The 21562-nt window shown below is 72.4% G+C and carries 21 protein-coding genes and 2 pseudogenes; 12 read left to right on the top strand and 11 right to left on the bottom strand.

The genetic code is table 11. The features are described from left to right. Positions 1-562 precede the first annotated feature (562 nt). The 6 genes and pseudogenes from AB0D49_RS33000 (at position 563) to AB0D49_RS32975 (ending at position 6401) form a co-directional block, all read left to right on the top strand. Complete coding sequence (locus AB0D49_RS33000) at positions 563-1948, top strand: hypothetical protein (RefSeq protein ID WP_362764800.1); 1386 nt, start codon at positions 563-565, stop codon at positions 1946-1948. Further along, a complete protein-coding gene (locus AB0D49_RS32995) occupies positions 1945-2781 on the top strand; it encodes a DUF1932 domain-containing protein (RefSeq protein WP_362764798.1) in 837 nt (278 codons plus the stop codon). The genes AB0D49_RS33000 and AB0D49_RS32995 overlap by 4 nt, the downstream gene beginning before the upstream one ends. Before the next feature lie 213 nt (positions 2782-2994). Beyond that, positions 2995-3141 (top strand): annotated as a pseudogene (locus AB0D49_RS32990) (S-adenosylmethionine-dependent methyltransferase); the annotation flags it as partial. A 610-nt stretch (positions 3142-3751) separates the two neighbouring features. Beyond that, positions 3752-3904, top strand: coding sequence for a hypothetical protein (locus AB0D49_RS32985; RefSeq protein ID WP_362764795.1), 153 nt, complete (start codon positions 3752-3754; stop codon positions 3902-3904). Positions 3905-4113: 209 nt separating this feature from the next. Beyond that, positions 4114-5514, top strand: coding sequence for an XRE family transcriptional regulator (locus tag AB0D49_RS32980; protein WP_362764791.1), 1401 nt, complete (start codon positions 4114-4116; stop codon positions 5512-5514). Next, on the top strand, positions 5511-6401 hold the full coding sequence (locus AB0D49_RS32975; RefSeq protein ID WP_362764788.1) for an aminoglycoside phosphotransferase family protein: 891 nt from the start codon (positions 5511-5513) through the stop codon (positions 6399-6401). The genes AB0D49_RS32980 and AB0D49_RS32975 overlap by 4 nt, the downstream gene beginning before the upstream one ends. A 110-nt stretch (positions 6402-6511) precedes the next feature. Here AB0D49_RS32975 and AB0D49_RS32970 read toward each other — a convergent pair whose 3' ends face one another. From AB0D49_RS32970 to AB0D49_RS32955, 4 genes are all read right to left on the bottom strand, one after another. Next, positions 6512-6757 (bottom strand): hypothetical protein, encoded by a 246-nt coding sequence (locus AB0D49_RS32970; protein WP_362764785.1) that lies wholly within the window; start codon positions 6755-6757, stop codon positions 6512-6514. Then, positions 6754-7002, bottom strand: a complete 249-nt coding sequence (locus AB0D49_RS32965) for a hypothetical protein (RefSeq protein ID WP_362764782.1) — start codon at positions 7000-7002, stop codon at positions 6754-6756. The genes AB0D49_RS32970 and AB0D49_RS32965 overlap by 4 nt, the downstream gene beginning before the upstream one ends. 169 nt (positions 7003-7171) lie before the next feature. Further along, positions 7172-8350 (bottom strand): helix-turn-helix transcriptional regulator, encoded by a 1179-nt coding sequence (locus AB0D49_RS32960; RefSeq protein WP_362764779.1) that lies wholly within the window; start codon positions 8348-8350, stop codon positions 7172-7174. Positions 8351-8489: 139 nt separating this feature from the next. Beyond that, positions 8490-9596, bottom strand: coding sequence for a helix-turn-helix domain-containing protein (locus AB0D49_RS32955; protein WP_362764776.1), 1107 nt, complete (start codon positions 9594-9596; stop codon positions 8490-8492). Positions 9597-10043: 447 nt separating this feature from the next. Between AB0D49_RS32955 and AB0D49_RS32950 the strand changes: the two genes are divergently transcribed. Beyond that, a complete protein-coding gene (locus tag AB0D49_RS32950) occupies positions 10044-11987 on the top strand; it encodes an ATP-binding cassette domain-containing protein (protein WP_362764773.1) in 1944 nt (647 codons plus the stop codon). Here the strand turns inward: AB0D49_RS32950 and AB0D49_RS32945 are convergent. Together AB0D49_RS32945 and AB0D49_RS32940 are read right to left on the bottom strand one after the other, a co-directional pair. Next, complete coding sequence (locus tag AB0D49_RS32945) at positions 11968-12969, bottom strand: MvdC/MvdD family ATP grasp protein (protein WP_362764770.1); 1002 nt, start codon at positions 12967-12969, stop codon at positions 11968-11970. The two genes, AB0D49_RS32950 and AB0D49_RS32945, sit on opposite strands and share 20 nt — an antisense overlap. Further along, positions 12969-13154, bottom strand: a complete 186-nt coding sequence (locus AB0D49_RS32940; protein WP_362764767.1) for a hypothetical protein — start codon at positions 13152-13154, stop codon at positions 12969-12971. Before AB0D49_RS32940 ends, AB0D49_RS32945 begins: the two co-directional genes overlap by 1 nt. A gap of 150 nt (positions 13155-13304) precedes the next feature. On the opposite strand from AB0D49_RS32940, the gene AB0D49_RS32935 reads away from it, so the two are divergent. After that, a complete protein-coding gene (locus tag AB0D49_RS32935) occupies positions 13305-14711 on the top strand; it encodes a helix-turn-helix domain-containing protein (RefSeq protein WP_362764764.1) in 1407 nt (468 codons plus the stop codon). A 178-nt stretch (positions 14712-14889) separates the two neighbouring features. Next, positions 14890-15078 carry a hypothetical protein gene (locus AB0D49_RS32930; protein WP_362764761.1) on the top strand — a complete coding sequence of 63 codons (189 nt, stop codon included), beginning with the start codon at positions 14890-14892 and terminating at the stop codon, positions 15076-15078. Positions 15079-15083: 5 nt separating this feature from the next. On the opposite strand, the gene AB0D49_RS32925 is transcribed toward AB0D49_RS32930, so the two are convergent. The 4 genes from AB0D49_RS32925 to AB0D49_RS32910 all read right to left on the bottom strand — a co-directional run bounded on the left by AB0D49_RS32925 (position 15084) and on the right by AB0D49_RS32910 (position 20068). Then, positions 15084-15932, bottom strand: coding sequence for a shikimate dehydrogenase (locus AB0D49_RS32925; RefSeq protein ID WP_362764759.1), 849 nt, complete (start codon positions 15930-15932; stop codon positions 15084-15086). After that, entirely contained in the window at positions 15929-16657 is a 729-nt protein-coding gene (locus AB0D49_RS32920) for a coenzyme F420-0:L-glutamate ligase (RefSeq protein WP_362764757.1), read from the bottom strand. Before AB0D49_RS32920 ends, AB0D49_RS32925 begins: the two co-directional genes overlap by 4 nt. After that, positions 16654-17712, bottom strand: coding sequence for a hypothetical protein (locus AB0D49_RS32915; RefSeq protein ID WP_362764755.1), 1059 nt, complete (start codon positions 17710-17712; stop codon positions 16654-16656). Before AB0D49_RS32915 ends, AB0D49_RS32920 begins: the two co-directional genes overlap by 4 nt. Positions 17713-18067: 355 nt before the next feature. Continuing rightward, positions 18068-20068: an ABC transporter ATP-binding protein gene (locus AB0D49_RS32910; protein ID WP_362764752.1), complete on the bottom strand. Its 2001-nt coding sequence runs from the start codon at positions 20066-20068 to the stop codon at positions 18068-18070. A 402-nt stretch (positions 20069-20470) separates the two neighbouring features. On the opposite strand from AB0D49_RS32910, the pseudogene AB0D49_RS32905 reads away from it, so the two are divergent. From AB0D49_RS32905 to AB0D49_RS32895, 3 genes and pseudogenes are all read left to right on the top strand, one after another. Then, a pseudogene (locus AB0D49_RS32905) lies at positions 20471-20650 on the top strand (transposase family protein); the annotation flags it as partial. Positions 20651-20670: 20 nt separating this feature from the next. Further along, on the top strand, positions 20671-20814 hold the full coding sequence (locus AB0D49_RS32900) for a hypothetical protein (protein WP_362764750.1): 144 nt from the start codon (positions 20671-20673) through the stop codon (positions 20812-20814). Between the two features lie 12 nt (positions 20815-20826). Beyond that, the gene (locus AB0D49_RS32895; RefSeq protein ID WP_362764748.1) at positions 20827-21009 is read left to right on the top strand and encodes a hypothetical protein; all 183 of its coding nucleotides are present in this window, start codon (positions 20827-20829) and stop codon (positions 21007-21009) included. 44 nt (positions 21010-21053) lie between these two features. On the opposite strand, the gene AB0D49_RS32890 is transcribed toward AB0D49_RS32895, so the two are convergent. Further along, positions 21054-21434: a hypothetical protein gene (locus AB0D49_RS32890; protein ID WP_362764746.1), complete on the bottom strand. Its 381-nt coding sequence runs from the start codon at positions 21432-21434 to the stop codon at positions 21054-21056. Positions 21435-21562 lie beyond the last annotated feature (128 nt).

The following is a 21562-nucleotide window of genomic DNA, read 5'->3' as shown; positions in this document are numbered from 1 at the left end:
CCAAGGCTTCGGCTCGCATGCGGAAGTCGCCGCGAATGAGCGAAAGGACCACTGGGCCGCATGTGCCCCATGAGCTGCTCGTGTTGAAGAGGCAGCCGGCCCGGCTCTGCACGCCGGGCGCAGAGCATCCGGCGGCCTCGGTGCCGCTGGTACGTTCTGCGGTCACCGAGCGCCGTTGTCCCGGAACCGGGCAGGGCAGGCGGATGACCGCAGGGAGGCCGGACGACGTCGGCACGGGGCTTCTCCGATGAAGTAGAGGGACTGACAGCGGGCGCGGAAGGCGGGCGAGCCCGGCCGGCGCGGCAGTTCGGGCCTCTTGCGCTGGAAGCCCGGCCTGATGACGTGACGGGGAACACAGCTCCGCCACGCACGGTGATTGGGGCAGCAGAATCCCGTGATCGCCTGGACATCTCCACGGCCCCCGGCACGACGTGAGCCGACATGTTCCGTCATGCGGACGACATGTCTGCTTCCGGGGAACTTCCAGCACTGGAACTGCTGCGTTCCGTGCCGTCGGGTGCCTAGCGTGGTAGGTACAACTACGAGTTGAGGAGGGCCACGCATGGACCAGTCGCCACTCATCCGTACTCTGCTGGAGCAGAAGGGCTGGGGGGACTACACGGTTTTCAAGGCCCGTTACGAGGAGGCGGCCCGGTACCTCGCGCAGACCGAAGGGCCCGTGGCACTGGCGACGGCGTCGATCGACGAGCGGCAGTTCCAGCGGTGGAAGAACGGGGAGCTCAAGTCCCTTCCCCGTCGCGAGGCCCGGCAGATCCTGCGGCACCTGTTCCCCGGTGTCCCCGTCGAAGCTCTGTTCGCCCCCGTACCGGGAGGAACGGACCGGCCGGACAGGGCCGGTGGAGCAGAACACCGGGCGTCGAGGGGTGTGCGCCGCGGACCGGCGCCGGACCTGCCCGCGGGGGTGGCCGACACGGTGAGCCAGGCGGCCGACGAGTCGGCGGCGTTCGCCGCCCGGTGTGAAGCCACCAACATAGGCCCGCACACACTGGAGCAGCTGGAGGCCGACATCCGGCGCCTCGTCACCACCTACCCCAACCGCCCGGTCGGTCCGGTGTTCACCGAGGTCCGGGCCCTGCGGGACAGGACGTTCACGCTCCTCGAAGGACGCCAGCCGCCCGCCTACAGCCGCGACCTGTACGTCGCGGCGGGCGTCCTGTGCGGAGTCCTGGCCAACGCCAGCTTCGACCTCGGCAACTACAGCGCAGCCCAGACACAGGCCCGCACCGCGTTCCTCTGCGGCGAACTGGCCGGACACCACGGCCTGCGCGCCTGGGTACGCGGACTGCAGGCCCTCATCGCCTACTGGGACGGACGCCCACGCGACGCCGTCGGCCTCGCCGACGCCGGAGCCGTCTTCGTACCCGAGGCGGGCACCGCACACATCCGCCTCGCCTCGATCAAAGCCCGCGCCCTGGGCCAACTCCAGGAAGCCGCCGCCGCCGCCGACGCCCTGCGTCACGCGGCCGAACTGCGCGAACAGCTCACCACCGGCGACGACCTGCCCGGAGGCATGATGGCCTTCCCCCGGGAGAAGGAACTGTTCTACGCCAGCTCCACTCACCTGTGGCTCGGCGGAGATCACCATGTCGCCACCGCCGCCCGCCACGCACAGGACGCGGTCACCGGGTTCGAAGCTGCCCCGCCCGGCGAACGCCGCCTGGGAGAATGGGCACTGGCCCGCATGGACCTGGCCACCGCGCGACTCGCCCAGGGCGAACTCGACGGCGCCGCCGACCAGATCCACGAAGTACTCGGCGTCAGCGCCCGCCGCGGCACCGAATCCGTCCGCAAGAGGCTCACCCAGTTCAGCCGGGGCCTCGCCCGCCATCCCGCAGCCTCCAGCCCCCACGCACTCGCCCTGCGTGAAGCCATCGCCGCGCACCAGAGTTCCCGCCCCGCCGAACTGCCGCCAGGAGCACCCGCGTGATCGTCACCGTCCTGCATCCCGGAGCCATGGGCGCCGCCGTCGCCGCACAGGCCGCAGCCAAAGGGCACCAGGTGCTGTGGGTGCCCGACGGACGCAGCACCGCCACCCGCGACCGCGCCGAACAGGCCGGACTGACCGCCTGCGGCACACTGCGCGAAGCCGTCACGGCCAGCGACCTGGTGCTGTCGATCTGCCCGCCGCACGCCGCCGAGGCCGTCGCCCGCCAGGTCGCCGCACACGCCTACACCGGGGTGTACGCCGACGCGAACGCCATCAGCCCCCAGCGCATGCACCGCATCACCGGCATCGTCCGGCCCGCAACTGCGGTGGACGGGGCGATCCTCGGACCCCCGCCGAGAGACGGCAGAACCTGCCGCCTCTACCTCGCCGGCCCCGGCCACACCACCGCCGCCGTGGCCGCACTGTTCACGGACACCGCTGTCGAGACCCGCAGCGCCGGAGATGCGATCGGCTCGGCCAGCGCACTGAAGATGGCCTTCGCCCACTTCCAGAAAACCGCACGGACACTTGCCGGGCTCTCCCACGCCCTGGCCGACACCCACGGCGTCGCCGCACTCCTGACCGACGAGGCACACCGGATGACCTCGCAGATCCTCTCGGACCCCGGATACCTGCCCAGCGTCGCCGCCCGCGCCTGGCGCTGGGCACCCGAGATGGAAGAGATCGCCGACACCCTCGACGACGCGGGACTCCCCACCGACCTCGCCGCGGCGGCAGCCACCGTCCTGGCCCACTGGGAAAGCGACAAGGACCGGACCGACCTCACCCTCCCGGAAACCCTCGACCATCTCCGGCACACCACTAACCCGTAACAGGCCGACGGCCCCGCTGCGCGGTGGGCGGACATCGCTCTGGGCGCCGCAGGCACACTGGGAACTGCGACCCCCACCGAGGAGCACCGCCCCGGGCTGTCCGGATCCACCTCCCAAGCCCACGAGGCGGGGAGCAGGGACGCCGTCGAACGCAGCGACCAGCCCTTCGCCGCCGGGGACAGACTGCGAGTCTGCGGCTACGGTGGCACAGCAGCAACATCCTTCCCGTGCACCATCGGTGTCGACGGCCGCGAGATCCGTGTCACCGGCCTCGACGCCGTCGACGGCACACCTGCCCTCGACCTCGCCCCCTACTTCCCGCCCATGGGACCGCGCGGCGCCGGGCGGGTACCTGTCTAGATGCTCCTGCCCTACTGAGAAACCGTGCCCATGCCCACGGCCGGGATCTGGCCCATTGCCCGATGCCGCGGGTACCGCCAGGGCCCGGCGCTGCGTTGCAGAGGTGCGGGTCGGGGCGCTGGACACACCGCGCCGCCGGTTGGCCGACCGGGAAGGTTCCGGTCGCCGGTGAGCTGGGGCGGGGGCGGTAGGCGCGGGCATGACGGGGCAACTCCTTGAAGGGGTTACGGGTCCGGGCATCTCATGTGCCGGGGACGGGGATGCTATGTGGCCGAGGGGGTGACGGGTTCACGCTTGTGAACGTTGTCGGGGACGTGCTTGGTCCGGCCGGTCATTGAGGCAACTGGCAGTCATTCGGAGGTGGCGAGTTCGGCGTGATGCGGGTTGTTGGTGAGGATGGCGGTGGTGTCCTTGCCGCGGGGGCTGGGGGTGATGATGAGTTCCGAGGTGAGGGTCCGGACGAGTTCCAGGCCGCGGCCGTGCGCACCATGGGTGGACGACGGCTGGCCGGCGGGGAGCCGGGGGTCGTGGACGATGGCGACGGCGCCATGAGGGGTTCGCTGGAGGAGCAGGCTGGCGGCCTTCGCGCTGCCGGGGCCGGGGAGTCGGCGTGCTCGACGACGTTGGTCAGCAGCTCGGTGGTGATGCGAGCCAGGCGGTCGACGAGGTGTTCCAGGCCCCAGAGGCGGGCATGACTGCTCACGATCGTCCGTACGAGGTCGATGGACTTCGGGGCGAGGGTCATGGTCAGTTGGCCCGGTGAGCTGACCGTCCGGGTGCCGGTGGCGGTGGTGCTGTCGAGGGGCGTCATGTCCTGGTCCACTTCGTTGGCCGGAACTCCCCTATGGGGGTGCCGGTTGCGGTGTGTACTGACCTTGAACCGTTCGGCAACCATTCACGCAGAGCCCGTGTGGCCTGTGGAGAAGCTGATGCGGATGCTTCAGAAATCCGCATCGGGGCGAGGAGTGAGCGATGCCGCAGCCGGAGAAGGCTCTCGATCCGGGCGCATCACCCCAGCAGTGGTTCGGGTACGAGCTGCGCCACCGGCGCAAGGCCGCGGGGTACGCCACGGTGGGGCCGTTCGCCGAGGTCGTGCGGGTGGGCGGGGACGTCATCCTCAAGATCGAGAAGGGCGTCTACCGGTGCCCGAGGTACCTGGCGCCGCGCCTGGACGACGCACTCCGGACGGGCGGTCTGTTCGAACGCGCGTGGCAGATGGTCTTCGGCGATGCGGATAAATCCGCGCCGGATGCGGATACTTCACGGCCCGATGCGGATGCGGCATCCGCGCACCTGCTCGAAGGGCGCATCCTGAAGGGGTACTCGTCCCTCGACCCCGGGAGCGCCGACCCCATGGAACGCCGCGCCTTCTTCGCCGTGGGCACCCTCGCCGCCCTCGCACCCCTCGACCTCGCCCGCCTGATAGCCCCCACCTCCCCGCCACCCCTTCCGGTGAAGATCACCCCGGTCGAGATCAGGCAGCTCACCGCCCTCGCCGACGGACTGCGCGGCTGGGACCACGCCCAGGGCGGTGGCGGCATGGTCGGCCAGATCGCCTCCCACTCCATGCACTGGGCCGTACGCCTCCTCGCCGTCGACTGCCCCGACGCCTTGCGCGCCGGCTTCCACGGCGCCGTCGCCGGCCTCGGACTGGTCGCCGGCGCAAGCCACTTCGACGCCTTCCGCCACACCGACGCCCGCGTCGCCTTCCAGGTCGCCGTCGAGTGCGCCGAACTCGCCGGCTCCTGGCACCTGCGGGCCAAGGGCTACAGCTTCCTCGCCCGCCAGGCCGTGTGGACCGGCCAGCCCGACGACGGCATCACCCACGCCGAGAAGGGCCTGGTCCGCTCCGACCGGCTCACCGCCACCGAACGCGCCATGCTCCACACCGCCCGCGCCCGCGCCTTCGGCAAGCTCCGCAACGTCCGCGAGACCCTCGCCGCCGTCGGCGCCGCCGACGACGCCTTCGCCCAGCGCAACCCCGGCGAGGACCCGCCCTGGATGGCCTACTACGACGAGGCCCAGCACCACGGCGACACCGCGCACGCCCTGTACGACCTCGCCACCGGCATCGACGGCCAGGACGCCGCCCAGGCCGGCGACCGCTTCCGCGCCGCCGTGGCGGGGCACACCGACGCCTACACCCGCTCCAAAGCGATCTCCTGCACGAAGCTCGCCTCCCTCACCATGATCAAGGGCGACCCCCGCGAAGCCGCCGCCCTCGGCCACACCGCCCTCGACCTCTCCGGCACCCTCACCTCCCGCCGCGCCGCCCAGGACCTGCGCGAACTCGCCCACCACACACGGCGCCATCCCACCGTCCGGGAAGCGACCGGGCTGGCCCGCCGGATCACCACCGTGTTGCCCGCATGACCCCGGGCACCTCCCGGACCATCCCGGCCGCCCTCATCGAGGCGTGCCGGGCCGCCGGTCTGCCATGGGAAGACGCCCACCCGCTGCGGATCGCCGAGAACCAGACCTGGCTGCTCCCCGGGACGGTGGTGGCACGGGTCACCCAGCCGGGGCAGGACCGGGCCGCCGCCGGTGAAGTACAGGCGGCCCGCTGGCTCACGGGCCACCAGGTCCCCGTCGTCCGCCCCCTCGACATCCACCAGCCGGTCATCGCCGACGGGCACCCGGTCACCTTCTGGGAACACATCCCCGGCCCCCACACCCCCGGATCACCCCTCGACCTCGCCCGCACCCTCAAGCACCTGCACGGCCTGCCCCGCCCGCCGTTCCCCGTCCGGCCGCTCGACCCCTTCGTCCGCATACCCGAACGCCTCGACGCCGCCAGCACCCTGCCCGCCCCGGACCGGGCCTGGCTGTCCGGCCTTCTGGACGACCTGCGCACCCAGTGGACCGGCCACCGGCCGGCAGGCCGGTCCGAGACGACGGTCCATGGCGATTCCTGGCCCGGGAACATCATCCGCACCACGACCGGCGTCCGCGTCCTCGACCTGGAACGCTTCTCCCTCGGCCCCCCGGAGTGGGACCTCGTCTCCACCGCTGTCCGCACCTTCACCACAGGCGCCACCACCACGGCCGAGTACGCCGAGTTCAGCACCGCCTACGGCCAGGACGTCACCGAATGGGACGGCTACCCTCTCCTCGCCGCCGCTCGCGAACTGCGCATGACCACCTACGCCGCCCAGCACGCCGCCACCGATCCACGCTGGCACGACCAGGCGCAGTACCGGGTGGACTGCCTCCGCGGACGGCACGGCCCACGGCCCTGGACCTGGAACGGCATACTCTGACCCCCCGGCGGCGCCCGCCGCGATCCACCAATGCCCTCAGGACGCACCGGGCCGCGAGCACCGGTGCTCCCCGCCGACTGACGGGAACCACCGCCGCCTCCAGCTCGGTGTCAGGGTGGGGGCACCATCCGCACCACCGTGATCTTCACGACGTTCACCGCGACGTAGTAGCGGATGAAAACGCCCGATACAGTCGATTCCCGTCGGTCCCTCTCCCCGCCGACCGGGCTGGAGCCATGACCGTACGGATCTCTGCCCAGAGTCCTCGCCATCTCGGCGCGGAACCCGGCCGCCCCCGCGTACTGCTTGAGCGTCGCTTCAGCCACCGGCGCGTACGCGATCTCATACCGGCTCACGCAGCACCCCGGTCCTCGGCTTCCAACCGGGCGAACTCGTCCTCGTCCTGCGCGTCGGACGCCAGATTGAGGACCCAGTGCCGCACCACATCAGCGATGGTCTCCGCCGTCGCCCGCCCCAGCTCTTCCTCGAAACGGGCCCGCTGGTCCTCGGGCAGAGCGGCCCGGATTCCGTCCACCGTGTCCGGGACCGCGACCCGCTCCTCGTGACGGACCGTCCATCTCGTCGCGCTCTGCTCAGGCATACCGGAACGCCTCTCCACACTCGCGCGCACGGCACCCGCCGCGCGCATGGGCGTGGACCAGCCTAGGACGCGACGGCTCGCCCGGAGTCCTGGACGGCAGGGGCGCGGGGAGCAGCCGGGGGCGCGTACTGCGGCACTGTGCGCCAGCCGCCCGGGCAAGGCGGCCCTTTCACACCACCAGGTTCATGCGGCGTGCGAGCCCGGCGAGGGCGCGCCGGTCGGCTGGGGTGCGGGAGCGGGCGACGAGGTGGGCGGCGGTGTCCCGGGCGACGGGATCGACGCGGATGCGCTGCGGCGCCGCTGCTTCCGCGTCCAGCAGGTGCCGGACGGCCTCCTCCCGGTGCCGGGGGAGCTGGGCGTACGCGCGGGCCAGGTCGGCGTGGAGCACGGCACGCCGTCCCGCGGTGGCCACCTGCCCCGGCTCCACCTTGGTGCCGGCCTCGACGGCATGGGCGTGGAGTCCCAGCGCCGAGTTGAGGCTGACGTGATGGACCTTGACGTTCGCCGGGCCGAAGTTCAGGTGCCACACACGGGTTTCCCCGGTCCGCTCGGCGAGGCGTCCGGCCTCAGTGAGGTGCCCGAGGACGTCGTCGGCGTCCTGGCCGGTGCCGCGCCGGAGCTGGGTTGCAGCGGAGGCGGAGATGAGGTGGAGCTCGCCGAGGAGGGCCTCGGCGGCGGGGCGGGCGAGGTGCGGCTGAAGCTGGTCGGCGGCGGCCCGGGCGCGGGTCAGGGCCTGGTCGGGGCTGCCGGCCGCGAGCAGGATGTGGGTGTGGAAGAAGGCGGAGGAGGCGGTGCGGACGGGGTCGTCGAGTTCGGCGATCACCTCGGCGGCCCGGGTGACCGCCATCCACGCGAGATCCACGTATCCGAGGGCTTTGAGCAGCAGGGCGCACGCGGGATGGTAGGCGTCGGCGAGCAGGCGCAGCAGCCGGTGGCGCGCGGGCCCGCCCGAGCCGGCGGCGGTCTGGAGATCGTTGAGCAGCGCGGGCAGGGCCGCGGCCAGCGTGTCGTAGGCCGCCGCGTGGTAGAGCCGGTTCGCCTCCCTCACCCTCCCCGCCAGCACACCCACCGGCACCGGACCCGCCGTCACCGCCGCACGGTCACCACCCGGCACATCGGGCACAACTCCCATGAGCAGCAGCCGGAGCGCTGGGATGGCCTCGTGGGCCGCAGCGGCCCGTACAGCCACCGGCAGGACCGGGGCGACCAGTTCGGACGGCGCCACCCGCAGCGCGTCCGCGACCGCAGTGATGTGACTGGCCCTGTCCAGGAGCCGCAGCCCGTTCTCCACCATCGAGAGGTATCCCGTCGACAGCCCGGACAGCCCGGACAGGGTTCGTAAGCTCATCCCCTGCCGCAGCCGACGGGCCCGTACCGCCCGCCCGATCCCCAACGCCTTCGCCGCATCCGCCTCGTCCACCCGGCCCCCCGCGTCCTTCCGGCCCAGCACCCCACGGTAGCGGCCCCCTCACCACCTGTGGTGATCTTCAGCCGCACCCGGAGCCCGAAAGAACGCCCGCCCGTGCCGCGAACGCCCGCAGCACAACACCGTCCTCGCCAGGCGCCGATCCCGCCAGGGCGCTCAGGAGCTCCCGCGCCCAGGGATCCACCAGAGTCCGCAGCGGCGCCGCACCAGCCGCCCCGGCCAACGACCGCACCGCCGCCGGAACATCACCAAACCTGGCCTCGGCGAGCGCTCCCACCACCAGCGCCTCCGCCCACAGCCCCGCGCCCCACTCATCCGCTCCCGGGAGACGGGCGCAGCACTCCAGCGCGAGCTCCGGCCGACCGGCCTCCAGCGCGGCCACCGCCCGCGCAACCTCCACCCCGGCCCGCTCCCCGACACTCTCTGCAGCACCGACCGCCGCCGCCAGGACCCGCTCCGCCTCCGAGAACTGGCCGAGCACCGCCAGCGCCACCCCCATCACCGGCCCCGTCACCGCGTCCACCTCTCCCGGATACCCGGCCCGCTCCAGCGCCCTGTCCGGCGCCCCACCGTCCAGCAGCACCCGCACTTCCTCCGCCACCAGACCCGGCGACGCCCCAGCACACGCCCGCGCCCGCTGAAGAACCGACCATGCCAGATCCCCGTACCCCCACCGCCGCAGCCACCCCGCCACCACCTGCCCGGACTGCCCGTCACCCCCTGGGCAGCGGAGTGCCGCGACGACGCCCGCCGCGCCCCGGGCGAGCGCCAGGTCGTCCCCCAGCTCGGCCGCATGCACAACATCTCGCCCTGCGGCTGCCTTCCGGCCGCCATCCGAACCGGCGGACAGATACCGGACCATCAAGGCCCGCCGTACCGCGACCACACACCCCCGAACCTCGGCGGCATCCGCCCCTGCCACGTCTAGGTACGGCTGTCCGGTGAGCTCCTCCACCCCGACCCGCAACACCGCCGCCGCACGGTGGACAAGCCCCCGCCGGTCCCACCAGCCGCGCCCCTCCTCCAGCGCGGACAGGTCCGCAGGATCCACGCCCAGGAGGTCCGCGAGGTGGTCACGCGAGATACCCCGCTGGGTCCGCCACGTCCGCACACGGCGCCCTATCGGACTTCCCCCGCCCTTCCCCTCGCTCACCCCGCGCGCTCCCATCCGGCTCGCCCCGGACCACCCGGGACTTCACCGTAACCGCGGTGACGTGTCCGGGCGGTGGGCAGCCCGGCAGGCCGCGTTCCGGCGCGGCGCAGGGCGATGGCGACCATCCGGGCGGCCTCGCCGATGACCTGGGGATCGCCGCTGGCCCCGGGGCCCCGACGTCTTCACCACCGGCCCGGACCGGTACCCCGACATCCTCGGACTCATCCGCCACCCGGCAGCCAGCTACCAACAGCGAGCGCTGAACCACCTCCACACGCTGCCCCGCCACGAACTTGCCCTCGGTCACGACCACGCCTCCAACACCCACCCCACCCACCAGGGGGGCACACCCCCGGCCAAGAACGGGAACACGAGCATCACGTTCCGTGCACCGGCCTGTGCCGTGAGTCGTAGCCTCCCAGGGACGGTGTCGGCTTTGAGAGCCGTGCAGGAGGAGTCGTTGTGGACGAAGGACAGGGCGCGCGAGCCGGAGTGGACGCGGATGGCCGGGAGGAGATGCACTTCGTTCATCCGACGGCCGACCGGGCGGACGCGGCCGGGGTGATGACGCCGCGGCGGATGCGGCGCCGGCTGCCGGCTCTGGTGGTGCGGGTGTTCGTCCTGTCGTGGGGGGTCGACCGGCGCGGGACGCTGGCGCTGTTGGTGTGCCAGGTGGCGTCCGGGCTGCTGGCGGCGCTGGGACTGCTGGCGACCGCGTCGGCGCTCACCGCGGTGGTGGCGGCGGCGTCGGACCCGTCCAGGGTGTCGCGGGCGGTGCCGGCGGTGCTGGTGCTTGCGGGGGCGGCCGGGGCGCGGGCGCTCCTGGCCCTGGCGGTGACGGGTCTCGTTGAGCGGCTGGAGCCGCGGGTCTACCAGGAGGCCGGGCTGCGGCTGATGCACGCCGGTGCGGGTACGGAGATGGCCGTCTACGACGATCCGGGCTTCGCGGACCGGTACGAGCAGGCCGAGCGGGGGGTGGAGGAGGCGCAGGCCGCGCTCGGGCAGGCGCAGCACGTGGTGTCGGCGGTGGCGTCCTTGGTGGCTGCGGGGGCCGTGGTGGGGGCGCTGTACCCGTTGCTGCTGGTGCTGCTGGCGGCGAGCGCCGTGCCGAGGGTGTGGGCGGCGCTGCGGGCGGAGCGGATCACGTACGCGTCGATGGCGGACATGTCGCGGGACCGGCGGGTGCTGTACGTGCTGCGGTGGTGGCTGGTGGGCCGGGACCAGGCGGACCAGGTCCGCACCGACACGGTGGCGCCGGTGCTGCTGGAGCAGTACCGGCGGGCCGGGCAGCGGGTGCGGGCCACCACGGACCGGGCGGTCGCGGCGCGGTGGCGGGTGGGCGTGGTGGGGGCGCTGGTGTCGGGGGCGGGCACCGGGGTGCTGTGGGCGGCGCTGCTGGGGCTGGTGGTGACGGGCCGGGTCAGCACGGCGGTGGCCGGGACGGCGGTCCTGGCGCTCCGGGAAGCCGGCTTCGCGGTGCAGAGCCTGGTCACGCAGGGCAGCGCGCTGATGCTGTCCGGGTACTTCATGGACGACTGGCACCGGTTCGTGAAGGCCGCCGACGGGCAGCGGGTGGACCGCACCCGCGGCAACCGTGTGCCGCGGCGGCCCGGGCGGATCAGCCTGGAGGAGGTGGTGTTCCGGTATCCGGGGGCGGTGGAGGACACCCTGCGCGGGGTGGACTTCGAGGTCCGCGCCGGGGAGGTCGTCGCGGTCGTGGGGGAGAACGGGTCGGGCAAGTCCACACTGATGAAACTGCTGTGCGGGCTGAACCTGCCGACCGGCGGCGCCGCGCGCTGGGACGGCGCCGAGGTGCACGAGTACGACGCCGAGGCGCTGTGGCGGCTGTGCGGAGTCGTTCCGCAGGAGTTCGCGCGGTGGCCGATGACCGCCCGGGAGAACATCACCCTGGGGCAGCCGGACGAGGACGGCGACGCGGCGGTGTGGCGGGCGGCGATGGCGAGCGGCGCGGACGAGGTCATCACCCGGCTGCGCTCCGGCCTGGACACGCTGCTGGCGAAGGAGATGTGGGGAGGCCAGGCCCTGTCGTCGGGGCAGTGGCAGCGGCTCGCGCTCGCGCGGGCCCTGCACCGCGGCCGGGGCCTGCTGGTCCTGGACGAGCCGACGTCCGACATGGACCCGCGCGGCGAGCACGCCGCCTTCCAGCGGCTGCGGGACGCCGCCGACGGCGCGGCCGTGGTGCTGGTGACGCACAACCTGGAGAACACCCGGGTCGCGGACCGGATCTACGTCATGGACCGCGGCCGGGTGATCCAGCACGGCACCTGGGACGAACTCGCCCACACGGACGGGGCGTTCAAGGAGATGCTGATGCTCCGCACCGACCGGCCGGCCGCTGGGGCGGGCCTGCCCCAGCCGCTGCCGGTCACCGGGGACGGGTCATGACATGACCGGCGGCGCGGACGCCCTGGGTGAGCAGGCCGGCGACCGCCCGCGCGATCGGGTAGCCGGTCCCGTACTCGACGAACGCGAACTGCCCGTTCGCGTTCGCCTCCAGGAACCACCACTGCCCGTCCGCGTCGACCATGAAGTCGAAAGCGCCATACAGCAGGCCGAAGGCGGCCAGGTATGCGCGGACGCCGTCGCGGACGCCGTCCGGCACGTCGAGCGGGGTGTAGGAGATCCGGTCAGTGCGCTGGTAGGCCCGCCAGTCCGTGACCTCGCCCTCCCGGCCCGACGGGGAGTCGATCCGCGCACCGAACAACTGCGCGCCGACCGCGATCACCCTCACCTCGTACTGCGGCACGATCCGCCGCTGGAACTGGCACAACGCCAGCGCGACCGTGCCGTCGACCTCCTGCGGGGGGACCTCCCAGGTGTAGACGATCAGAGGACGTCCCGGAGCGTCGTCGGCATCCCGCCGCGGCACGCCCCGCAGCGTCTTGATCACCGACCGCTCCTCCGTCACGAACCCCTTGGCGTCCTCGGGGGAGTTCGTGATCAGCGTCGTGGGGACACACAGTCCGCTGGAGTGGGCGGTGGACAGCTGGAGGGGCTTCAGGCTCGCGGTCCGGTTCCGGTCGGGCCGGTTGAGCCACAACGCGTCCAGCGCATACAGCACGCCGTACAAGCCCTCGTAGCACTCGTTCGACGCCCACTCGGCATCCTCAGGCCGCATCCCCGGGACGCCGGCCTGCGGAAGGTTCGGACGCCGGTTGTAGACGGCCGTCACCTCGGCCAGATCCACCTCCCGGTGCCCGGTCGTCAGCCTGCCGCGCCACGTCCCCCGCTCGAACCAGCCGCTCATCTCGACGCAACGCGGGAGGTCCCCCGGGTCCATACGGACCACGGGGGTTCCCGCCTCACCCAGGGCCCTCACCACCATGTCGGCGGTCGGGTCCAGGGAACGGGTGAGGAGCAGGATCATCAGTCGTTGTCCTCCGTGTTGATCGCGGTGGTGGTGTGCGCGGTGGCCGCCAGGGCCCTCGCGTTGGTGTCCAGGAGCGGAACGCCCCCCAGCTCGGACATCTGCGTCACCGGATTGAGAGCGACGCCACTCAGCAGCGGACCGTCCTCGAACGGGTAGGGCGCGGAACGCCTGAGCACGAACATGGTGGTCCTCCTCTGGAGCCTGGCCGCGGCGGTTGCCGCAGCCTCCAGAGTCCACCCCATCGAGCCGAGCGGGAACGGCAGATTAGGTAGGCAGAATACGCCCCCACCCACCAGGCCAGCCCCATCCAACGACCCGATCAGAGGGACGAGTTGAACACCAACGACGCCTTACGCCGCGCCCGCAACACCCGCGGCTGGACCCAGGACCAGACCGCCGAGAAGATCCGCACCTGGCTCACCGACCACGGCCGGCCGCCCGCCCCCGGCTTCGACGCGCAGACCGTCTCACGCCTCGAACGCGGAGCCATCCGCTGGCCCCGCGCCGACATCCGCGCAGCCCTGCGCGCCGTCTACGCCGCCGACACGGACACCGCCCTCGGCCTCAGCCCAGGCCGCGCCCCCCGCACCCCGCACACACCCGCCCCGGACAGCCCACCACTTCAGACGGCCGGAGCGTTTCCAGCCCCAACGCTGACACCACCCCCTAGTCTGGACACCCTCGGACGAGAGGACGGTGAAGACCCTGTGCGGCGAAGGAAGCTGCTGCTCGCAGGTCTGGCCGCCACAGTCGCCCAAGCCCCTCTCACCGCAACCGGAGCCGCCCAGCCCAGCGAGGCGCTGCTCGGGGAGCTCATCGTCGCCCGTGTCCGAGCCGCCCTGCTCGGCCCCGTCCCCGCCCCCACGAGCCGTCCCGCACCGGCCCTCGCCACGCACCTCACCCACGCCCGCGCCGACTTCGACGCCTGCCGCTACGCCGCCCTCGCCACCCGCCTGCCCCGCCTCATCCACACCGGCCGCGCACTCACCACCCCCACCCACACGGACCACTGCACCCTCCTCGCCAGGGCATACCTGCTCGTCACCCGCACGCTCGTGAAGCTGGACGCGATCCAGCTGGGATGGCTGGCCGCCGACCGCGCCCGCCACTTCGCAGAGACCGGCGGCAACGCCCTCACCATCGCGGAAGCGGCCGGACAGAGCGCCGTCCTCGCCAGGAAGAGCGGCTGGCACCGCGATGCCCTGTCGATCGCCCTGACAGCCGCCGACCACTCCAGCCTCCGCACAGCCGGACCCGCCGGAACCGCCGCACGCGGACGCCTGATCCAGAACGCCTCCTACACCCTCGCCCGCCATGGCGACCGGGACGGAATGCGCGCCCTGACCGACGAAGCCGCCGCCATCGCCCGGGAACTCGGCAACACCCCGCAAAGCGACCACGGCGGCGCCTTCACCCCCCTCACCGTGCAACTCCACCGCGTCAGCGCCGAGGTCCACGCCGGAGACCCCCTGACCGCCCTCGCCGCAGCCTCCACGATCCCACTGGAAGAACTGCCCAGCCTCGAACGCCGCTCCCGCGCCCTCGGCGACATCGCCCTCACCTACGACCGCCTAGGCCGTCGCACCGACTGCCTCAACGCCCTCCTGACCGCGGAACGCCTCGCCCCACAGGAGACACACGCCCGGCCGGCCACCAAGTCGCTGATCACCAGCCTCCTGGCCTCCGGGACCGCCTCCACCGAGCTCCGAGGCCTCGCCCAACGCAGCGGCGTGGACTGACCAGAGAGGAACCACGCTCCTGAACACCGGTCGATACACTCTTCTGGGGTCGAGTGTTGTCCGTGGGCTGGAAGGCCGAGCCGTGGAGGATGACTTCTGGGCCGGATGGCCGCAACGGTGGGCCGGCGTGATACCCGGGCCGGGATGGACAAGGGTGTCGACGAGGACGCTCGGCGGCATGAGTGATGAGCCTGCGGAGGCCGGGGATCTCCTCACCCGGGCCGTAGAAGTGCGGGAAGCGCTGCCAGGGGCCGGCACCCAGTCGAGCCTCCACCGGTCGCCCCATCAGCCCCCGCTGACCGTCCATCACAGCACCTGGAACGCCTTCCCCCGGGTGGCCGCTCACCAGCCGCCTGCCACCGCGTAGCAGCTTCAATGGCCTGTTTGCCGCTGTGCCGGGGCGGTGCCGTCGCGGAGCAGGGCGTGCCCGGCGGCGGCTCGCATCGCCGGAAGGGGAGCGGGGGAGTGGCCGGTCTGGAGTTCGACTTGCCGGGCCGCCTGGTGCAGCAGCATGGGCAGGCCGCCGATGACGGTGGCGCCCGTGCGGCGGGCAGCCTGGGCGAGCGCGGTGGGCCACGGCCGGTAGACGACGTCGAGCAGTGTGTTCGCCGCTGGTGGCCAGACGGGGGCGAGCGGGTCGGCGGCGCCGGGCGGGAGGGCGGAGACGACGAGGTGTGCCTGAAGATGTCGGGTGGCTTCGGCCCAGGGCCGGATGTTCAGGGCGATCCCGATGCGTTCGGCTGCCAGTTCAAGGTCGCTGGCCTGGGCGGTGTCGCGGGCGATGACGGTCGCTTCACGGCAGCCGAGGCAGTGCAGGACGGCGAGGGCGGTGGCGGCTGTTGCTCCCGCCCCGAGCACGCAGGCGGACTCGGCGCGGGTGATCCCGGCTTCGCGCAGGGCTTGGAGCATGCCGTGGGTGTCGGTGTTCTCGCCGTGGAGCCGTCCGTCGCGGATGGTGACGGTGTTGGCGGTGCCGGTGGCCCGTACGGTGGCGGACACGTCGTCGAGGAGGTGGACGGCGGTGCGTTTGAGCGGCATGGTCAGCGACAGTCCCGCCCAGGTCTCGTCCATGCAGGCGAGGAAGACGGGGAGTTCGGCGGGGGTGCAGTCGATCGCGCGGTACGTCCAGTCCAGACCGAGGGCTGTGTAGGCGGCGCGGTGCAGCACCGGGGACAGGGCGTTGCCGACCGGCGAGCCGAGGACGGCGAGCTGCCTGGTCACGGCCGGTGGTGGAGGATCGCTGCCACGCCCTCGTCGCCTGTGGTGTGGGCGATGCCGCGCAGGACGGCGACCGGGGCGCCGCGTCCGCGCTGTCCGAGGATGATCCCTGCTGCGGCGGCGATCAGGTCGGTGAAGGTCTCCTCCTGCCGCTTGCCCGCGTGCTGGGTCGTCCGCAGCGGGGAGATCCCGGCCGCGCCGATGGAGATGACGGTGGCCCCGCGCCGGTCGGCGCGGCCGTCGGAGTCCGCGATCACCACGGCTACGGGGACGCCGGTTGCCTTGGTGAGTGCGTCACGCAGAGCGCGGGCGGAGGTATCCGGATCGCTGGGCAGCAGCCATGCGCCGTCCGGGCCGTCCCGGTCGACTCCCGCTGACGTGAGTTCGAAACCCAGCCGGTGGCGGGCGATGATGGGGCCTCGGCCTCCGGCCACAAAGTGTGAGACGGACTCGTTCAGGACGAGTTGGATCACCTCTGCCGGCTTGCCAGTGCGGGCCGACAGGTCCAGGGCCTCCGCACCGGGTGTGACGGTGGCCAGGTCTACCCGGCGGTTCTCCGAGACCGAGACCACCTTGCTGGCGACGACGACGATGTCCCCATGCTGGAGTTCGGTGCTGGTGCGGGTGAGGACGCCGGTGATGGTGCCTGCCAGGTCGTCACCGGGCTGGACCTCGGGGAAGGGCTCCAGGGCGAAGGCGGAGAAGCCGGAGGTCGGGGCGGCGGTCATCGTCGGGCTCCAGTGGGGGTGAGGACGGCGGTGTGCAGGCGGGTGTGCGCGGCGGCGAGCGTCGCGGCCCGCTGCCGGGTGGTGGCGTGCTGGGCGCTGGTGAGCCAGTCGGTCACGCGCCGCAGGTAGTGCGGCCACAGTCGGCGGGCCGCATCAGCTGCTGGTGTACGGGAGGTGACGGCGTGCCAGGCGTGTGCGACGGGAAGCGGCCACGCGTGTTCATCGTATCCGCCCGGGTGTGGGCCAAAGCTGTTCAGCGTGGTGAGCATCGACTCAAGCCGGGCGGCCTTTAGCGGGCGGTCGGCGGCCCGGTACAGCGCCCCCGAGCCGCCCGGACCGGCCGGTGGTGGGGTCCGCGCCGCAGTCAGGTGGAGCAGGACGGGCACGGCCTGGTGGTAAATGGAGGGCAGGTGGGGAAAGGACCCGGCGTGCCGTTTGGGCTGATCGAGCCGGACAGAGACCAGAGGCCCGATGGTGGTGGCGGTCAGCAGCAGGAAGGCGTCGATGCCGTACCCGTCCGCACACTCTGCGATGTCCGGGGGCAGCGCGTCGATGTGGCGGAGGACGGCCTCCAGGGCCGGGCGGGAGAGGGCGAGGTCGCCGGCCAGTGGCTGGGGGACATCGTGTCCGGTGGTGGCGGCGATCAGCGGACGTGCGAGGTGGTGGGTGAGGTTGGCCTCGTCCCAGTGGCGCGGGTAGTCGGCGATCGCGACGGCGGCCCCGGCCCGGACACGGTCCAGCAGCGCCGCGTAGAGGGCCGGGTCGGGGCCTTGGGTGTCGGTGTCGGCGATCAGCACCGCCTCGGCGCCGGTGATCTCCGGGCGGCGGGCGGCGGCCAGGATCTGGGCGCCCTTGCCCCGCCGCAGCCCCGCCAGGGCGGCTGTGCGGGCCTGGACCGGTGTGGTGGTGAAATGCCGGGAGGTGTCCGGGGTGTCGGAGGAGTCGGCGTGGACGATGACCGCCCGTGGATCGGCCAGGGCGGTGTCGACGGCGGTGGTCACGGCGGCGATGGTGGCCGGTTCGTTGCGGCTGGGCAGGATCGCGGCGGCGCTCATCCGGTCCCGGTCTCCTTGGTGAGCAGGTCGGCGGCACTCTCGGGGTCGGGGGCGTGCAGATAGTCGAACCGGCAGCCAGGGAGCCGGGCGATGAGGTGGCTGCGCCAGCGGGCCAGGTCGTGGACGCCGTAGCGGAAAGCCGGACCACGGGGCCTCCTCGCACAGACGCCCTGGGCCCGGGTTCCCGCTACGGGGAGACTGCGGGTCTGGGTCTACCGCCGCGCTGACACCAACCTGATCCTGAACGCGGCGCCTCCCGCCCCGCCTTCTGGGCCCTCACCCGGAGTCGCACTGAGCGTGTTCGTCGGGCCGACAGTCCGGGTGTCCGGGCCACGGGGCTGCGTGTGGTCGGGCATCACGCCGCCTCCCCGGCCTCGGAGCGGTAGCCGTCGGCCTGGAGCGTGAACATGGCGGCGTATTCGGCGCCGAGGGCCATCAGCTCCTGGTGGGTGCCGCTCTCGATGATGCGGCCACCGTCGAAGACGAAGATGCGGTCGCAGGCGACCACGCTCGCCAGACGGTGGGAGATCAGCACCGTGATCTGATCGGGGCGAGGCGCGTCCCGCAGCACCGCCTCGTACACGGCGTGCTCGGCGCGCGGGTCCATGCTGGCGGTCGGCTCGTCCAGCAGCAGGACGGGGGCGTTCTTGTACAGGCCGCGGGCCACGGCGATCTTCGCCCACTGGCCGGCCGACAGTTCCTGACCGCCCCGGAACCGTTTGGACAGCAGTGCTTCCCACCGGCCGGGCAGAGCGGCGATGACCTGGTCGGCGCCGGAGGCCCGCGCGGCGTCCAGTGCCCGCTGCGGGGCGGCCTCGGTGAGAGTGCCCCGGGAGATGGTGAGGTTGGCCAGCGCGCTGAAGGGGAAGCGGACCGGGTCCTGGAGCACGCAGCCCACCCGGGCCTGCAACGACTCGGCGTCCATGTCCAGCACGTTCACGCCGTCCCAGCGGACCGTGCCCCCGTCCTGGGGTTCGTACAGCCCGGCGAGCAGCCGCGCGCAGGTGGACTTGCCGGAGCCGTTGACACCGACGAACGCCACCGTCTGACCGGCGTGCAGCGTCAGGGAGATGCCGTGCAGCGCCGGGGTGTCCTTGCCCGGGTAGGTGAACGACACGTCGTCCAGTGTGATGGTCTCCACCGACTCAGGGGCGGGCAGGCTGCTGCGGCGCGGCTGCAGGGCGCGGCAGCGCTCCTGGAAGGCGAGCAGGTCATCCACCCACATGGCGTGCTCGTACAGGAGGTGGGAGACGTCGACGAGCCGGGTCAGCGAGGTCTGCGCACTCTGGATGGCGAGGACCGCGCCGGCCCCGGCAGCCAGGGGCAGCCAGTCCGCGATCAGCATGGCGGCGAGCACCGTGTAGGTGATGCCGGTGCCGATCCCGCCCACCGCCCGGCCCGCCAGAGCCAGCCCGGCCGAGCTCACGCCCAGGCGGGTGTCCTCCTCGGCGATCCGTGTCGTCAGCCGGTGATGCTCCTGAAGCAGCGCGCCCTGGGCCGTGTCGGAACGCAGTTCGGCAGCGGCATCCCGTTCCAGCAGCAGCCAGGAGAAGACCCGCACCCTGCGCTGCAGGGCGTTCCACCGCTTGAAGGAATGAAAGCGCGCCCGGGCACTGCGAACGGCCGCCGCGCCGACCGGCAGCACGGACAGCAGGAGCAGCGGCAGCAGGGCGGGGTGCAGAACGCCCAGGACACCTGCGGTGCCCACGAGCCCCAGCAGCGCCGCGGCGAGAGAGACGACCTGGCCGACGATCTGCCGGGCGTAGAACAGCCCGCGGTCGTTGGCCCGGTAGGCCTCGTCGTGCCAGTCCGCGTCGTCGACGACCTCCAGCCGCACATGTGCGGTCAGCGTGAGGAACTCTCTCTCCAGCGCGGTGCGGATCTTCGGCGTCACCCGGGCCTGCGCCACGGCAACGCCCGCCTCCAGCAGTGCCCGGGCGGACAGGAACCCGACGACGAGCGCGAGCTGGGGGACGGCCGCCCGCACCCGGTCCGCGGTCGGCCCGTCGGTGAACAGCTCCCGCAGGACCGCCACCGAGGCCATCAGCCCGAACGCCGTCATCGCCGCTGCAGCCAGCTGCAGGACCACAACCGCCAGCGTCGCGGCCCGGTCCGTGCTCCAGGCCAGCCGGCCGATCCGGCGCACGATACGCGGCAGCCGCGCGAGGATCTGTCCCACCGTGGCCCTGGACGCGGCGCCGTCGTACACGGACCAGTACGCCTCCGACAGGGCGTCGGTGATGTCACCGTCGTCCGGCCCGGCCGGCACGGAGGCGGGCGGCAGCGGCAGTTCCCCGCCGCGCGGGCCGGGCACGGCACCCTGGCGGACGCCGCCTTCGTCATCACCGGTGCTCATGCCCCGCACCTCGTGCCCCGTCGTGCTGAACGGCGCGCGAAGGCGTCGCACTGCCGCGGTCCGGGCGGCGGGCAGGAGAGCGTGGACCGCCGCCGCTGTTCGAATCCGGGGCGATGAGCGGGCGCGGGTGAAGTGTTCACGGTGTCCTCCGTCGGGGCAGCCGGTTGGTACTTGTGCTCTAAGAACGCGCCGGATCCGGGACCGTAATGGCCCCGGACGGACGAACATCTCGAACACGAATGCGATCCCGGCGTCCGGGACAAGAGCCGGCTGCCTGGTTGCTTTTGAACTCACACGTTCGAGTGGCCAACGGCATCCGGGACCCGATCAGGGGCTTGCACGATCCCGCGGACCCGGGGCAGGAGAGAGGCGGCATGCGTGGTGACGGATCACATCCAGGCCCTGCAGGAACTCACCCCCACCGAGAAGACCCTCAACCGGGCACTGGCCGCTGCACGAGCGCCAGTCGAGCGCGGCATCGCCCGCTTGAAGTCCTGGCGCATCTTCCGCAGGTCCCGGTGCAGCCCGAACCGAATGACGTCAATCGCCAAGGCCATCCTCACGCTGGAGCGGCAACGCTGAAGAAGCTCCATGTGATCGACATGAGTGAGCGTGAGTACTTCGCCCGGTTCGCTGCGCGGACCGGGATGTTCCTCGACCGTACGTCGCTGGAGGGTGTGACGGCCTTCATGGTGGGCCACGACCAGGCGGCCCAGCGGTACGGCGGGCCGGGACTGAAGGGGTGAGGGGAGTGGCTGATGGCGAACTACCAGGTCAGAAGCAGTCCCGGCTGGGTCGGCCAGATCCGGCAGATTGCCCTGCCGGACTGGCGGGGCGACTGGGATCTCACACCGGAGCAGGAGGCTCACGTCCTTGAGACGCTCTTCGAGCTGTTCGACAGGTTCCTCGGCGAACGGGACGCGGCTGCTTCGGGGGAGTAGGGAGCCAGCCGTCGCCGGTGGACGGACTGCCGACCGCCCCGGGCCTACGGGCATCCCTCACATTCCGCGGCCAGGGCCGTGCCCGGGCACCGGACGGTCTCCCGGCCCATCGGCAGGTGCTGGAGCTTGACCGGGCCGGGGCCGTTCGGATGGATGACCTCCTCGCCGACGAGGTGCCGGTAGGGCGACTCGGCGAAACCCATGGCGTGTTCCCGGTAGCCGCCCTCGTCCCGGTCGAGCAGCACCACGCTCCAACCGGGTGTCCGCGGACTGCGGCCGAGGAAGACGTGGAAGCCGAAGTCGGTCGACAGCGCCGGGACCAGGACTGCGTCGGCACCGGCGTGCGGGTGCGAAGGGCCGTCCCCGCCGGCGTCGCGGAAGGCTTGCCCGGTCTCCCGGATGTCTGTGAGCAGGTTCCATCGCATGGTCGCGGGGCACGGGAATCAGAGGTGGCTGTGGGGCGAGAGGGTGAAGCAGCTGGACGCAGACGGACGGACCGGGAGCTGGCGCTCCGGAACACAGAGGGACGAACCGTCGCTGGGATGGCGACGGT

The sequence above is a fragment of the Streptomyces sp. NPDC048290 genome (assembly GCF_040652095.1).
Lineage (GTDB): Bacteria > Actinomycetota > Actinomycetes > Streptomycetales > Streptomycetaceae > Streptomyces.
Note: the sequence above shows the minus strand (reverse complement) of the source record. Positions and strands in the feature narration are given on the sequence as shown.

Excerpts from the sequence above, each read along its gene's own strand:
- AB0D49_RS32930 (WP_362764761.1), top strand. The coding sequence starts at position 14,890 with ATGAGTGATGAGCCTGCGGAGGCCGGGGATCTCCTCACCCGGGCCGTA.
- AB0D49_RS32975 (WP_362764788.1), top strand. The coding sequence starts at position 5,511 with ATGACCCCGGGCACCTCCCGGACCATCCCGGCCGCCCTCATCGAGGCG.
- AB0D49_RS32910 (WP_362764752.1), bottom strand. The coding sequence starts at position 20,068 with ATGAGCACCGGTGATGACGAAGGCGGCGTCCGCCAGGGTGCCGTGCCC.
- AB0D49_RS32945 (WP_362764770.1), bottom strand. The coding sequence starts at position 12,969 with ATGATCCTGCTCCTCACCCGTTCCCTGGACCCGACCGCCGACATGGTG.
- AB0D49_RS32900 (WP_362764750.1), top strand. The coding sequence starts at position 20,671 with ATGAGTGAGCGTGAGTACTTCGCCCGGTTCGCTGCGCGGACCGGGATG.
- AB0D49_RS32940 (WP_362764767.1), bottom strand. The coding sequence starts at position 13,154 with ATGTTCGTGCTCAGGCGTTCCGCGCCCTACCCGTTCGAGGACGGTCCG.
- AB0D49_RS32960 (WP_362764779.1), bottom strand. The coding sequence starts at position 8,350 with ATGAGCTTACGAACCCTGTCCGGGCTGTCCGGGCTGTCGACGGGATAC.
- AB0D49_RS32915 (WP_362764755.1), bottom strand. The coding sequence starts at position 17,712 with ATGAGCGCCGCCGCGATCCTGCCCAGCCGCAACGAACCGGCCACCATC.
- AB0D49_RS33000 (WP_362764800.1), top strand. The coding sequence starts at position 563 with ATGGACCAGTCGCCACTCATCCGTACTCTGCTGGAGCAGAAGGGCTGG.
- AB0D49_RS32965 (WP_362764782.1), bottom strand. The coding sequence starts at position 7,002 with ATGCCTGAGCAGAGCGCGACGAGATGGACGGTCCGTCACGAGGAGCGG.
- AB0D49_RS32890 (WP_362764746.1), bottom strand. The coding sequence starts at position 21,434 with ATGCGATGGAACCTGCTCACAGACATCCGGGAGACCGGGCAAGCCTTC.
- AB0D49_RS32955 (WP_362764776.1), bottom strand. The coding sequence starts at position 9,596 with ATGGGAGCGCGCGGGGTGAGCGAGGGGAAGGGCGGGGGAAGTCCGATA.
- AB0D49_RS32980 (WP_362764791.1), top strand. The coding sequence starts at position 4,114 with ATGCCGCAGCCGGAGAAGGCTCTCGATCCGGGCGCATCACCCCAGCAG.
- AB0D49_RS32920 (WP_362764757.1), bottom strand. The coding sequence starts at position 16,657 with ATGACCGCCGCCCCGACCTCCGGCTTCTCCGCCTTCGCCCTGGAGCCC.
- AB0D49_RS32895 (WP_362764748.1), top strand. The coding sequence starts at position 20,827 with ATGGCGAACTACCAGGTCAGAAGCAGTCCCGGCTGGGTCGGCCAGATC.